Below are 14,225 nucleotides of genomic sequence, written 5' to 3' on the forward strand. Positions count from 1 at the left end.
AATAATTTATGAATTCGGTTCAGGAGTTTGAACATGGCAGCCAAAGATGTCCGTTTCTCGTCCGATGCCCGCGACCGCATGTTGCGGGGCGTCGAAATCCTTGCCAACGCGGTTAAGGTCACCCTCGGTCCCAAGGGCCGCAACGTCGTTATCGAAAAGTCCTTCGGCGCTCCCCGGATCACCAAGGACGGTGTCGCGGTGGCAAAGGAAATCGAACTCGCCGACAAGTTCGAGAATCTCGGCGCCCAGCTGATTCGCGAAGTCGCTTCCAAGCAAAATGATGCGGCCGGCGACGGAACCACCACGGCAACCATCCTTGCCGCTTCGATCGTCAGGGAAGGCACCAAGGCGGTTGCAGCTGGCCTCAATCCAATGGATCTGAAGCGCGGCATCGACCTTGCGGTTGACGCGGTGGTCGCTGATCTGAAGGCCAATTCAAAGAAGGTCACGTCGAACGACGAAATCGCCCAGGTCGGCACGATTTCCGCCAATGGCGACAAGTCGGTCGGCGAAATGATTTCGACCGCAATGCAGAAGGTCGGCAACGAGGGCGTCATCACGGTTGAAGAGGCAAAGAGCCTTGAGACCGAGCTTGATATCGTCGAAGGCATGCAGTTCGACCGTGGCTATCTCTCTCCCTATTTCATCACCAATGCCGAGAAGATGGTCGCCGAACTCGAAGACCCTTATATTCTCGTCCATGAGAAGAAGCTGTCATCGCTGCAGGCCCTGCTACCGGTTCTTGAAGCGGTGGTGCAGACCGGCAAACCTCTCGTCATCATCGCTGAAGATGTCGAAGGCGAAGCGCTTGCCACCCTTGTGGTCAACAAGCTGCGCGGTGGTCTGAAGGTCGCCGCCGTCAAGGCGCCGGGCTTCGGCGATCGGCGCAAAGCCATGCTCGAAGACATCGCGATCCTGACCGCTGGTCAGCTGATCTCCGAGGAACTCGGCATCAAGCTGGAAAACGTAACGGTCCAGATGCTCGGCCGCGCCAAGCGGGTTCGCATCGACAAGGAAGCGACCACGATCATCGATGGCGCCGGTGCCAAGGCCGACATCGAGGCACGTATTGCCCAGATCAAGGCGCAAATCGCCGACACCACCTCGGATTATGATCGTGAAAAGCTCCAGGAGCGTTTGGCTAAGCTCGCTGGCGGCGTCGCGGTGATCCGCGTCGGCGGCGCGACCGAGGTCGAAGTGAAGGAAAAGAAGGACCGTGTCGATGACGCGCTCAACGCAACTCGCGCCGCGGTCGAGGAAGGCTTGCTGCCCGGCGGCGGTGTCGCTTTGCTGCGCGCCATCAAGGCCCTCGACGCGGTCAAGGTCGAAAATCCCGATCAGAAGACCGGCATTGATATCGTCCGTAAGGCGATCCAGACACCGGCCCGGCAGATTGTCGACAATTCCGGCGGCGACGGCGCCGTTGTCGTCGGCAAATTGATCGAGAATCCGTCTTATGCCTTCGGCTACAATGCCCAGACGGGCGAGTATGGCGATTTGGTCAAGCTCGGCATCATCGATCCGACCAAGGTCGTGCGCACCGCACTTCAGGATGCGGCCTCCGTGGCCGGTCTCCTCATCACCACCGAGGCGATCATCACGGAACAGCCGAAGAAGGACTCCCCGGCAATGCCGGGCGGCGGCGGAATGGGCGGCATGGGCGGAATGGATTTCTAAGACACCCTGCCAAAAAGCAAGTGGCTTCGGCCGCTGCAAAAGCATGATCTTTGCAATTCCAAACGATCATGCTCCAGCATCAATCAGAGGCCCCGGACCCCCGGGGCCTTTTTCATGTCGGCCTTGGCGATCAGCCTTGGGGAGAGGACACCCGTTCGAAAGTAGGCGTCATATAATTGTCATTTTACTTATTTTTCAAAGCTTTGCCGTACCGGTTTCCTCTTGGCGCCAAAATGTTCTAAGATTGGCGGAAATAGAGTGGGCACGGGAGAGCCAACCAAGTGAGTCACGGGTCGGACACTCGATCGGATGCGGCGCCCATTCGGAAAACCGCGACGAGAGCGGATCTCCTCGACGCTGTTTATTCTTCCTGCTCGACGCTTTCGCGCGCGCAAGCAAAGGAAATTTTTGAAATCGCTCTGGAAGAGATTTCCGATGCTTTGGTCCGCGGCGAGCCCGTGAAACTGCGGTCGTTCGGCCTGTTTTCGGTTCGCTCCAAGCGCGAACGCATCGGCCGGAACCCTCGCACTGGCATAGAAGTGCCGATCAAACCCCGCCGCGTTCTTACCTTCAAACCCTCGCCGGTCCTATGTGCTTCGGTCAATGGTATTACGATTGAAGATGAACCGGAGACGCAGGATCCAAGCTGACCACGCAGGGTTCCCCGCTTCACGGCCAGCCGCTCCGGCGGCGAGAGGTGGGAAGGGCGAGCGCCCTCTCGCTCAGGATAAATTCCGACAAACAAAAGACCGAATACCTCCTTCATTGATGGAAGAATCCCTGCGGCTCGGCGCAGGGACGCACGACAGCCCTTGAGCGGCTAACTTCAATCTCTAGCAAATTGGATAGACTGGGAAAGCCATGCATATTTTTGCCGCCTTCGTAGGCGTTTTCTCGCTCGCCGCCGCAATTGTAAGCCTAAAGATTGGAGACAATATCGTCCTGTTGCTGGCGGGCGTTGGGTTTTTGTGCGCCTTTACCACCTATCGCGCGAGGGAGATCTCGAGCTTTCTAAAAATCTTCGCGGCGATTTTCGCGGCCGAAACGGTCGTTTTCGGCAGTGTCTTTCTAGTTTCAGCGGCTGGCCTTTGGCCCCCCTCGCTTGCAGACTATGTATTGCCCGAAAGCCTGCCGCTGACCGTCGCGATCTTTGGCATTCTCGTCTATGCCATCTCATTCATTCCCGTTGTGAAAGCGATGACCCGCATCGCCGACCGCTATTTCAATGCCAGCGAAGAGACATCCGCCCGCATCTGGCCTTTTCCCGCCTTCGGCGCCCGGGAGCGGCGTGTTGCCACCGGCATGGTCGTCTTGCTGGTCCTTATCAACCAGGCCCAAGTGGGCATGCAGGTGCGGCTGTCGTTTTTCTCGCGCGATTGGTTCAATGCCATCCAGAACAAGGACGAGGCAGCATTTTGGTCGCAACTTGTCGCCGTCTTCGTTCCTTGGGCCTTCCTGTTCATCTTGACGGCGGTCATCGAATTTGTCGTGACGTCCACCCTGATCATTCGCTGGCGGCGCTGGCTCACCGACTATTACGTCACCCACTGGCTCGACAGGCATACGCATTATCGGATGTCGCTCGCAGGCGGCGCCGCCGACAATCCCGATCAGCGGATTTCGGAAGACATCAGCCGTTTCATCGATGGCGGCCAAGTCGGCTACGGCATTTATTCCTTTTCGATTTTATTGATTTCCAATTTGAGCTCGCTGGTTTCCTTCGCGATCCTGCTTTGGGATCTCTCGGCCAATTTCACCCTGCCCTATACGACAATCGCAGTGCCTGGATTTCTGTTCTGGGTGGCGCTGATTTATGCCGGTGTCGGCACGCTGGTGACACATCTCATCGGCCGCCCGCTGGTCCGGCTGTCCTTCGAACGGCAGCATTACGAAGCCGATTTTCGCTTCTCGCTCGCAAGGCTGCGTGAATACGCCGAGCAGGTCGCGCTGCTCTCCGGCGAAGCGACTGAAAAGGCCTCGCTCCGAACGCGGTTCGCGGCGATCATCAAGAATTACTTCCAGATTATCGCCTGCCGCAAAAATCTGACCGCCTTTACCGCTTCCTACGGCCAGCTCAGCCCGATCATTCCCTTCGTGGTTGCCGCGCCCTTCTATTTCGCCGGCAAAATAACATTGGGCATCATGACCCAAACGGCCCGCGCCTTCGGCAGCGTCAACGAAGCCTTGAACTTTTTCGTCACCTATTATGTTTCGCTGGCCGACTTCAAATCCGTTCTCGACCGTTTGACGTCGTTCGACGCCGCCATGGAAATCGCGAAGACGCCCGCTTTCTCACCGAGGCATGGGACGCACACGGAAGCGGCGCGAAAGCATCTCGACATCGAAGGGCTAAACGTCCGGCTTCCCGACGACCGAGAGATCATTCATGGCGCCAATCTGCGGCTCGGCGCGTCCGAGCCCGTGCTTGTGACCGGCCCTTCGGGATCGGGAAAATCGACCTTTTTCCGGGTGATCTCCGGCATTTGGCCTTACGCCGAGGGCGCAATCACTTTGCCGGCGGATGCCAATATTATGCTTTTGCCGCAAAAGCCTTACATCCCGATCGGCACTTTGCGCGCCGCCGTGACCTATCCCGAGACGACCGATCACTATGGAGATGCGGCGATTGTCGACGCACTCTCGGTCGCAAAGCTCAGCCATCTGGTCAACGAACTCGACAGCGAAGAACATTGGGCGCAACGCCTTTCCGGCGGCGAGCAGCAGCGCCTCGCCATCGCCCGCGCGATTTTGGCAAAGCCCGATTGGCTCTTCCTCGATGAAGCCACGACAGCCATGGACGAACCGATGGAATCCGAAATCTACAAAGTTCTTGCCGAAAAACTTCCCGCGACGACGATCATCTCAATTGGGCACCGCTCGAGCCTAACGCAATTTCATAAGCGGCAACTCGACATGCTTCCCCTCGGCACGGGCCTATTCGCCCCCACCGAAAAAGCCTTGCGCCCAGCCGAATAGTCATAGCACCCAGCGCCGCCTCATCCTTCGAGACGCTTGCTGCGCAAGCTCCTCAGGATGAGGGAATCTTAGGCATACCGCCGACCTATCGGATCTTTGTGGCTCGCCCGGCCCCTCATCCTGAGGAGGCCGCGAAGTGGCCGTCTCGAAGGAGGAGGGATCGCCCTCCTGCATGCGAAGCTTTCCCTTCCGCTTGGCGAGCGCGGATAAACCGGCGCGTAATGCCGGTGTAATAGCCGCCATCGACGCAACGTGGGATGTAAACCGAGGCTCCAGTCATTAAAGCCCTCATCCTTCGAGACGGCTGGCGCCTCCTCAGGGTGAGGAGACACGCATCTTGGACGCAAGTCGCCTACGGTACCCGCCTCACGCTGAGGGCGGCAGCCGCGCGATGAGTTTCTCGTAGAGCGGATTTGCCGCCGAAAAGACGTAGTCCTGCGCCGCGACGCAGACATGGGCGGCGCCTTGCGCAATCAGCCAATCCGCCAGCGGCGCGGCCTTGTCCTTGGGACAGTTCAGGGTCAAGCGCCCGTCGCTTGCAAGAAAGCGCAGGCGGGCGAGAAAACCGGCCTTGGCCTCGGCGAGAAGCCCTTCCTCCCATCGTGACAACACGGCCGAGACTTCGCGCGTGGTGCGGGCTTCTTCCTCCGCCGCGATCCGCGAGAGGATGATGCGGGCGCTTTCCCGCGAAGCAGAACTCCAATCGGCGCGGAGCGATGCCACGAGATTGGCCTGGGAGCGCAGAATTGTGCCGTCGTCGAGGATTTTGAGCGCATTGGCCAGCAGCGTCGCGCCGGTCGTCGTAATATCGACAATCAGCTCGGCTTGGCCCGCCGCGGGGGCGCCTTCGGTTGCGCCAAGGCTCTCCACAATACGATAATCGCTGACATGACGCTCGGCGAAAAAGCGCCGTGTGAGATGGATATATTTGGTGGCTACCCGCATCCGCTCACCGCGCCGCGCCCGAAAAGCCGCCGCGACATCTTCAAGATCCGCCATGGTCCTGACGTCGATCCAGGCGCGGGGCACGGCGACCACGACATGAGCGCTCCCGAAGCCGAGCGGCGCCAAAAGCTCGACCTTGGCTTCGGCATCGACAATCGTCTCGCGAATAAGATCCTCGCCTGTGATCCCGAGATGGACATGGCCCGCGGCCAATTGCGCAACAATGTCGGACGCCGACAGAAACGCGATCTCGACGTTTTCCATGCCGGCCAGACTTCCACGATATTCGCGCGAGCCGCGGCTCTGCACGAGATCCAGTCCGGCGCGCGCAAAGAAATTCGCGGCATTTTCCTGCAGCCGCCCTTTCGAAGGCACCGCCAGCACGAGAGGTGCGCCGCGCGAGGTCATGGTGTTCCTCCATTACTCAGGCGATCGATCCAGATCGCCGCGCCGACGGCGGCAATGGGTTTTTGCGCGCCGAGCGTTTGCGGCAACTGGTCGTAACGGCCGCCGCCGACGACAGGCGTTTCGTCGGCGCCCCGCTCATACGCCTCGAACACAAACCCGGTGTAATAATCGAGATTGCGGGTGAAGCTCGCCGCGAATTGAAGGCCCGCGATATCGAGTCCGTGCGCCGCGATCAGACCGAGCCTTTTATCGAACCCGTCGAGGACGGCGGAAAGGTCGAGGCCGGCCTCTGACGCCAGCCGGCGCAGCTGCGCGGACGCCTCGGCCGGAGCGCCTTCGATCCCCAAGAAGCGCTCGATGATCGCCCGTTTTTCGGCGGAAAATCCGGTGCCCGCCCTGAGCGCCGCTTGTTCGAGGAATCGGTCGGCGATCTCTCCGGGCGTGCGCCCGCCGACTGCGGAGATGCCCGCGATCGAAAGGAGATCTTCGACCAAGGCGCGCGCGCCTTGCTTGTCGGCGCCTTCCAGAACCCCGAGCACGCCCGAGTGATCGACACCGCCACCGTTCAAGCTCGGTTGCAAAATCAGCTCAAGCGATTTGCCTTGCGAGTGGCCGCGCGCGATGCGGCGGCGCCATTGGGGCGCAAGATCGAGCGCCTCGAGCAGCCGCGAGAAAAGCCCGGCATCGCCAATCCGCACCGCCAAGCCCAAACCTGCACCGCGCTTTGGTTTGGTAGCTGCAATCGCATCGAGCGACAGAGTTAAAATCTCCGCGTCCGCGGCCTCCCGGTCGGCGCGTCCGAAACTTTCGACGCCGGCCTGGGTGAATTCGCTGTCCAGCCCCGGGCGAAACCGGAACACCGGCCCGCAATAGGAAAAATCGGCGCGTTCTCCCGCACGAGGCGTCGCAAGATAGGCGCGCAGCACCGGAATTGTATATTCGGGGCGCAGGCAATAATCGGCGCCCGAAAGATCGCTCGTCAGATAAAGCTGGCCGCGCAAATCCTCCCCGGAGTCGAAGAAGATCGACGCCGGCTGCAGGATCGCGGGCTCCCGGCGCGCATAACCGGCGCCCGTCAGATGCGCGATGATTTTTTCCGCGCGATGATCGACAAAAGACACAGTCGTGCCACCCCTTGAACCAATCCGAGCTTCTTCTAGCAAGGCGCACGGCGTTTCGCGACCGGCTTTGCGAAAATAAGGTGAACGCGCATGGGTTAGAGCCGCTTTCCGATCCGATGGAATCGGAAAGCAGCTCTAACCTTCTGTTTTGTCGCATTTTCTTAACGCGAACCGGTGTCCACTTCGCTCGAAAATGATCTAGAGAGCGTGGCGTGCGAGAACCTGCTTGACCGCCTCGACCAGTTGCCCTTCCGGCACGCTGAACTGCGCATTGGCGCGCAATTCGAGATAATCCGCGCGATCCTTGGTGGAGGCGGCAAGCTCGGCGCCGAGCACAAGATCGCGGATCGTCACCTGCGGACCCTCCGCATGGGTGCGCTCGTTCGAGCCCTGGATGACGGCGCAGATCGAGCCGCGCTTGTCGGCATATTTCAGCTGCGCATTCATGCCGGATTGGCCGAGGTAGAGTTCGGATGCGACGCCGGCTTCCCGAAGCTTGGCAACAAAACCCTGGTATTTTGCGAGCTGGTCCTTGTCGAGCACGAGAACGACCACCGGACCGCGCTGCGCTTGCGCCGTCACGATCGGTGAACCGACCGCTTTCAGCGCCGAAAAAAGCCGCGAGACGCCAATCGAGAAGCCGGTCGCGGGAACATTTTCGCCGCGAAAACGGCCCACAAGTCCGTCATAGCGCCCGCCGCCGCCGACCGAGCCGAAGCGGATCGGCTTGCCATCCTCGCCGTCGATTTCGAAAGTGAGATCGGCCTCGAAAACGGGGCCGGTGTAATATTCGAGACCGCGCACGACGGAGGGGTCGATCAGGATCCGCCCATCATCATATTTGGCTGCTCTGACGAGATCGCGGATTTTAGTTAGCTCGTTCACGCCTTCCCGGCCGGTCACTGAATTAGCTATCGCCTCTTCGAAATTAGCGAGTGTTACCTCGCTCGAACCCACTGTGCTTTTCGATCCAGACCCTTTTTCTCCCCAACCAGTGAAATTAATGACGCGAGTTATGGCATTATCATCAAGGCCCGCTCCTTTCGTAAAATCTCCGCTCTCGTCCTTCCGCCCCGGCCCCAGAAGCTGTTCGACACCCTCGGCCCCCAGCCGATCGTACTTATCAATCGCCCGCAGCACGGTCAGCCTGCGCCCCGCATTCTCTTCGCCGCCGAGGCCAATCACCTCCATTAAGCCGTCAAGAACCTTGCGGCTATTCACCTTGATGACGTACTGACCCTCGAGGCCTAAGCTTTCGAGCGTATCCGCCGCCATCATGCACATTTCGGCATCGGCCGCGACGCTCGCCGCCCCGACGGTGTCGGCGTCGAACTGCATGAATTGGCGAAACCGTCCCGGCCCCGGCTTTTCGTTGCGAAACACCGTGCCGACGCGATAGCTGCGATAGGGTTTTGGCAGCCGGTCGAAATTTTCCGCGACATAGCGGGCGAGCGGCGCGGTCAAATCATAGCGCAGCGACAGCCAGTTTTCATCGTCGTCCTTGAACGAAAAGACGCCCTCGTTCGGGCGATCCTGATCCGGCAGGAATTTGCCGAGCGCTTCGGTGAATTCGATCAGCGGGGTCTCGACCGCCTCAAAACCGTAAAGCTCATAAGACGCTTTGATAACGGCGAGCATTTTTTCCGTCGCCGCGATCTCGGCCGGTAAGCGATCGGTAAAACCGCGCGGCAGTTTCGCGGGGGAGGTGCGCGCGCCGTTCGTCCTGTCGTTCATGGTTTCCATCAGCCTTGTATCGGTGAAAATTCTTAAGGATCAGCCAGGGAGCCCGGCAAGCGCAGCTCGCGTAGCCTTCCGCAAGAACCACGACCCTTGGATAGCGCCAAAAACCCCTTATATTTGCGGCGCGGGGCACGACTCCGCAGATTTTTTAGGGAGAATGCAATGTCGCCCGAAGAACGCCAGTTGCTCACAGGTTTGTTTGACCGGATCCGAGGTGCCGCCAATGCGCCGCGCGATCAGGAAGCCGAGGCGTTGATCCAAGATGCGACGCGAGCTCAGCCTTACGCCCCTTACCTTCTGGCGCAGACCGTGCTGGTTCAGGAACAAGCGCTCCGCGCCGCCAGTGAACGTCTACAAGAGCTTGAGGGCAAAGTAAAAGACCTGGAGGAGCAGGCGGCAAGTCAGCCCCGTTCGGGCAGTTTCCTCGGCGGTCTTAGCTCCCTATTCGGGGGGCCAGGCCCCGCTTCCCCGGCCTATCCTCCGCGCGGTCCCGTGCCCCGGCGGGCGGCCGCTGGAACCAATCCGCCCCGCAGCAAGGCGGCTGGCAACAGCCCCCGCAAAGCTATGCGCCCCCAGGCGGGGCCCCGGCACCGGGACCCTGGGGCGGGCAGCCGGCCAGCGCCGGCGGCGGTTTCTTGACCGGCGCGCTGGGAACCGCAGCCGGAGTGGCCGGCGGCGTGCTTTTGGCTGATTCTATTCGGGGGCTGTTCGCCGGGCACAATAATAATCCGCTTGGAATTGGCACCGGCTTTGGCGGCGGCACCCCCGGCCTCGGCGGCGAAACCGTCATCAACAACTTTTATGGCGATGGCCAAAAAGACCAGGACGTTGCCCAGGACGCGCAGCAGGATGCTGCCGACGACGTTCGGCTGGCCCAACAGGATACGCAGCAGGACGCCGACCAGGACCAGGACGATATCCAGGACGCTTCCGATTACGGCTCGGACGACTTCGGCTCGGGAGACGACGACAGCTACGACGTCTAGGCGATTTGCGCCTCGGCGTGCGCCAAGAGCACGTCCACATAAGCATCGGCGCTGTGCCGGCGCGCAAAGGCGTGGGCGCGGTCGGCTCCGTTGGCTTTGCAGACGGCAAGCCGTGGGATAAGGCGGGAGATCGCGGCCGCCAGTTCCTCGGCATTATGCGGGGCGAAAACCTCGCCTTCCGCTTCATTTCTCTCGATGCTGTTGGCCGCGAACGTCCCTTTGGACGCCACGACGGGACGGCCGGCAGCAACCGATTCGGTAAATATCCCCGAGCCGCGGAGACCGAATGTGACAGGATCGTAAGGAAGCAGCATCACATCGATCTCGCCGGTGCGAGCATCATAGTCTTCGCTGGTCAGCACCCCCTCCAGCAAGCGGACCCCTTTGAGCTGGCGCAACGCCTGCTCCGCTTCGGTTGTCTGGCGCTCCCAGCCGCCATGTTGAACCTGAACGACGAACTCGACATCGAGGCCTTGCCGCTGACAAATCTCGATGGCCGCCGGCAACAGATGAAAGCCCTTTTCGCTTCGTGAATCGCCGAAAAAACCAAGCCGGATTTTCCCATTGCCTTCCGCTTCCTGCCGCCTCGGAGCCCCAAAGGGGATGGGCAGGATTTTGGTATGGATGCCAAAGTCCCGGCTATAGAGGGCCCGCATCGCATCATTTTCCGTGGTGAAGAACAGGTGGCGATCGAGCAGCGGCGCAGCGGACGCGAAGGCTTCTCGATAAAATTGCTCCCCGAGCTGCGAAACCTCCCCCCACGGCACCCAAGTTGGGGGAAACATCAGCTGACAGACCACGCGAGGAAGCCGGTCTCGAGGTCTGCTGCCCAAAAAGCGGATCAGGCCCGAAATCTGGTTCTGCGTTATCGCCGTTACAATGATAAGATTGCCTTGCCTCCAAACGTCCTGCGGCAGAGCGCAGAGATCCTGTTCGAAGGCTTGATTGACGGCCCGCCAGGTTTTTTGTTCGGACCGCGGAGATACGGTCCCACGTCCCAAAATCGACGTAAGCCCCCGTAATTTTTGCTCGAAGGGTGTCAGATCCACGCATTCATAGAGCGAGCGGGTGAAATGCGGGATGGTGCCGATCTCGGCGGCGATCGAGGGATCAAGCGCGCACATGCCGAACACACGGAATGCCATGTCTCGGCGCGACAAGGTTTCACCCAAAGTCTTGGCGAGGTTGTAACTATGCCCTCCCCTACTGATCAAGCCACTGTCGATGAAGATCAGTTCCATTGACTCTGTCCTGCGCCTTTGCCTAAGTTTAGCATTGATTGACGAATGAAACCTTCGCTATAAGATTTACGTTTTTTCACCTTATCCCTTGTGCAATCGCCGCATTTGCACCGGGCAATCAAAACAACATGCGCACGCGGAGCTTGACATGGTTTTGGACCAAAGACGTGTCCTTGTCACGGGCGGCGCAGGGTTTCTTGGGACGCATCTTTGCCGCCATCTGCTCGACCAAGGCCATGAAGTTTTATGCGTCGACAATTTCTCCAGCGGAAGCCGCCGCAATATAGAAGATCTTCTCGACAACCGGCGGTTTGAACTTCTTCGTCACAATGTGACTTTTCCGCTCTTTGTCGAAGTAGACGAAATCTATAATCTGGCCTGTCCCGCCTCTCCGATCCATTATCAGCAGGATCCCGTTCAGACAACCAAGACAAGTGTCGCGGGTGCCATCAACATGCTTGGTCTCGCCAAACGGCTCAAGGTCCGCATCCTGCAGGCGTCAACCTCCGAGGTCTACGGCGACCCGACCGTACACCCACAGCGGGAGGATTATTGGGGCAACGTCAATCCAATTGGTAGTAGATCCTGTTACGATGAAGGCAAACGCTGCGCAGAAACTTTGTTTTTTGATTATAATCGTCAGCATGGGCTGAATATTAAGGTTGCACGGATCTTCAACACTTACGGACCCAACATGCGCCACGACGACGGCCGGGTCGTCTCGAACTTCATTTGGCAGGCATTGCTCGGCGACGACATCACGCTTTTCGGCTCAGGTCAGCAGACTCGCTCATTCTGCTACGTGACAGATTTGATCGACGGCCTGGATCGGCTCATGAACTCCGCGGATCCAATCACCGGCCCGATCAATATCGGCAACCCGCGCGAATTTACGGTGCGGGAATTGGCCGAAAAAATCCTGACCATGACCGGATCGAAATCGAAGATCGTGACCCGGCCGTTGCCCGAGGATGATCCAAGGCAACGCCAGCCCGATATTGCTCTTGCTGAAAGGCTGCTCGGATGGCGGCCGACAATCCAAATGGACGAAGGCCTCCGGCGCACGATTGCCTATTTCGAATCGCTGATGCGCGAGCATGGCAAGATCCGGCCGCTTGACGTGAAGCTGGCTGCGACGAGATAAGCGCAAGCTAAGCTCTTCACTCCGCGCGAAGCTGCTTATGGTGCTTTTCCTTTCTGCAGCGCAGATAGGTCGACAGGAAGACCTGGAGCGAAACTTTGCGTTGCCACAACCAGGCTGAAAAATTGCCAAGCCCGACCTCCCGCGCAAGCGTAGTCGACTCGGAAACCAACTTGCCCCCGAGATAGCTCGGGCATCCCGGGACCCTCGAGGCGATCGGCGGCCAAGCATCATCGAGAGCCGTCAAGGCATTCATATAATGATGCACGGAACAGGATTTTTTAACAAACGGCTTAGCGTTCGCAATCAGATGATCAATGACCAGCTTGCGGCCAAGCTGATCATTGTCGGTCGGCGAATCTTTTTCGTAATGGACCATGCAATGAAGATGCGGCTGTTTGGAAAAAACATTCGTGCCATGCAGTCGGTAGACCGCGAGCGGGCGGTCGATCAGAACGCTGCCCGTCATGATACCGACGCCGCGCAGAAGATAGGAGTCGGTGCAGCTGCGGAGCGTGGCTAAGCCTTCATTGTTCAAGAAAAGCCGAAGCGCATCGCGCCGAAAACAATTGCCGGACGTCGGCGCCCAGTACCAGCCGGTGACATCGCCTGGTTCAACCAGATGGATTTGGGCTTCGATTGACGCATCGGGACTGTGCAGCCGCCAAACGGTGGGAGCATGTTCATCGATCCGTCGCAGCAGACCTGGTTTCTTGCCACGGCCTGAACGCACATATTCGCTGAACCCATAAAAAGTTCCAAGAACAAACCGCGTCTCAACGGCTTGCAGCATGTCGGCCGAGGTGAAACCGACCGGGACGCGCAGCGAGAGGTGAACGAAAATATGCGTTTCGACGAAGACCGGAAGCAGAACATCGTCGGCATCGAGAAACACGACATATTCGCCGGAACTGGCCTCAAACCCCTCTTTCGAGGCAAGGCTTTGACCGCCATTATCGGTGCGTTGCAGAATTTTCGTGCTGGGATATCGGCTCTGGATATCGCGAAGAACGTCGGCGCTCTCGTCGCTCGAAGCATTGTCGACGATGATGCATTCTATATTTGGATATGTCTGTTCGAAAACCGAGTCGGCGGCTTGCTTCAGAAAGCGGCCGTAATTGTAATTGACGATAATCACACTTACCAAAGGCAGGCTGAAAGGCAGGGAATGCGCTGTTTGGTCAGGATAGACTTGGTGGGTCTTAGCAATATCATCCATGATCGCTGCCTTTGAAGGCCCCGCCACCCTGCGCCTATTGTCAGAATGCGATTGGACTGGGGTACCCTGGCTTCAAAATTGTTAAAAGAAACGTTTAAGCTGCGCGCGGCTTCCGCCGCAAACCGTAATCCTTGAATTTTTCAATTGTCTTTTCAACCTCCTCGTTCTCAAGCACACGCGGTATCCCCACCTGAAGGGCAACCGCATATTGCTTGCAGAGCGTTTCCAGTTCGACGGCGAGCCACAATGCCTCGCGAAGATCCGGCCCCGTCGCAATCATACCATGATTGGCAAGCAAAGCGCAGCTGCGGTCGGCCAACGCCTCAAGCACGAAATCCGACAATTCCGCAGTGCCGTAAGTCGCATAAGGCGCGCATCGGATCGTCGGGCCGCCCGCAGCCGCAATCATATAATGGACAGCCGGTATCTCCATACCGCAGATCGCGAAGGCGGTGGCATGGATGGAATGCGCATGAACGACCGCGTTGACGTCAGGGCGATTTTTCAAAATATCCCGATGGAAGCGCCATTCCGACGAGGGAGGCAATTTATGCTGGTAGCTCCCATCCATGTTCATGAAGACGATATCCTCAACCGCCATCTCGTCATAGGGGAGGCCCGACGGCGTGATCAACACGCCGGCTTGCCAACGCACGGAAATATTGCCGGCGGTGCCCTGATTAATGCCCTGCGCAGTCATGCTCTTGCAGGCATCGATGATGGATTGACGGAGCGTTGTGTCGTCGCCGCTCGCGGCCATGGCTTTCCTTC

10 protein-coding genes and 1 pseudogene are annotated in these 14,225 nt (G+C 58.9%); 5 read left to right on the top strand and 6 right to left on the bottom strand.

Features of this window, described 5'->3' with window-relative positions; all coding sequences use genetic code 11:
- Positions 1 to 33 precede the first annotated feature (33 nt).
- The 3 genes from groL to CU048_03125 all read left to right on the top strand — a co-directional run bounded on the left by groL (position 34) and on the right by CU048_03125 (position 4,653).
- Complete coding sequence (groL, locus tag CU048_03115) at positions 34 to 1,677, top strand: chaperonin GroEL (protein ID QBR70432.1); 1,644 nt, start codon at positions 34 to 36, stop codon at positions 1,675 to 1,677.
- Positions 1,678 to 1,958: 281 nt separating this feature from the next.
- Positions 1,959 to 2,327 (top strand): integration host factor subunit alpha, encoded by a 369-nt coding sequence (locus CU048_03120; GenBank protein QBR70433.1) that lies wholly within the window; start codon positions 1,959 to 1,961, stop codon positions 2,325 to 2,327.
- Between the two features lie 211 nt (positions 2,328 to 2,538).
- Complete coding sequence (locus tag CU048_03125; GenBank protein ID QBR70434.1) at positions 2,539 to 4,653, top strand: ABC transporter; 2,115 nt, start codon at positions 2,539 to 2,541, stop codon at positions 4,651 to 4,653.
- A gap of 366 nt (positions 4,654 to 5,019) precedes the next feature.
- On the opposite strand, the gene CU048_03130 is transcribed toward CU048_03125, so the two are convergent.
- The 3 genes from CU048_03130 to CU048_03140 all read right to left on the bottom strand — a co-directional run bounded on the left by CU048_03130 (position 5,020) and on the right by CU048_03140 (position 8,870).
- Entirely contained in the window at positions 5,020 to 6,006 is a 987-nt protein-coding gene (locus CU048_03130) for an ATP phosphoribosyltransferase (protein ID QBR70435.1), read from the bottom strand.
- Complete coding sequence (locus CU048_03135) at positions 6,003 to 7,127, bottom strand: ATP phosphoribosyltransferase regulatory subunit (GenBank protein ID QBR70436.1); 1,125 nt, start codon at positions 7,125 to 7,127, stop codon at positions 6,003 to 6,005. The genes CU048_03130 and CU048_03135 overlap by 4 nt, the downstream gene beginning before the upstream one ends.
- Before the next feature lie 198 nt (positions 7,128 to 7,325).
- Positions 7,326 to 8,870, bottom strand: a complete 1,545-nt coding sequence (locus CU048_03140) for a histidine--tRNA ligase (protein QBR70437.1) — start codon at positions 8,868 to 8,870, stop codon at positions 7,326 to 7,328.
- A gap of 159 nt (positions 8,871 to 9,029) precedes the next feature.
- Here CU048_03140 and CU048_03145 point away from each other — a divergent pair.
- A pseudogene (locus CU048_03145) lies at positions 9,030 to 9,853 on the top strand (DUF2076 domain-containing protein).
- On the opposite strand, the gene CU048_03150 reads toward CU048_03145, so the two are convergent.
- Positions 9,850 to 11,094 carry a hypothetical protein gene (locus CU048_03150; protein ID QBR70438.1) on the bottom strand — a complete coding sequence of 415 codons (1,245 nt, stop codon included), beginning with the start codon at positions 11,092 to 11,094 and terminating at the stop codon, positions 9,850 to 9,852. The pseudogene CU048_03145 and the gene CU048_03150 sit on opposite strands and share 4 nt — an antisense overlap.
- A gap of 148 nt (positions 11,095 to 11,242) precedes the next feature.
- On the opposite strand from CU048_03150, the gene CU048_03155 reads away from it, so the two are divergent.
- The gene (locus CU048_03155) at positions 11,243 to 12,238 is read left to right on the top strand and encodes an NAD-dependent dehydratase (protein ID QBR72618.1); all 996 of its coding nucleotides are present in this window, start codon (positions 11,243 to 11,245) and stop codon (positions 12,236 to 12,238) included.
- Between the two features lie 16 nt (positions 12,239 to 12,254).
- Here CU048_03155 and CU048_03160 read toward each other — a convergent pair whose 3' ends face one another.
- Positions 12,255 to 13,481, bottom strand: a complete 1,227-nt coding sequence (locus CU048_03160) for a glycosyltransferase family 2 protein (protein QBR70439.1) — start codon at positions 13,479 to 13,481, stop codon at positions 12,255 to 12,257.
- Positions 13,482 to 13,548: 67 nt separating this feature from the next.
- The gene (locus CU048_03165; protein ID QBR70440.1) at positions 13,549 to 14,214 is read right to left on the bottom strand and encodes a class II aldolase; all 666 of its coding nucleotides are present in this window, start codon (positions 14,212 to 14,214) and stop codon (positions 13,549 to 13,551) included.
- Positions 14,215 to 14,225 lie beyond the last annotated feature (11 nt).

This window comes from Beijerinckiaceae bacterium, from assembly GCA_004564215.1.
Taxonomy (GTDB): Bacteria; Pseudomonadota; Alphaproteobacteria; order Rhizobiales; family Beijerinckiaceae; genus Methylocapsa.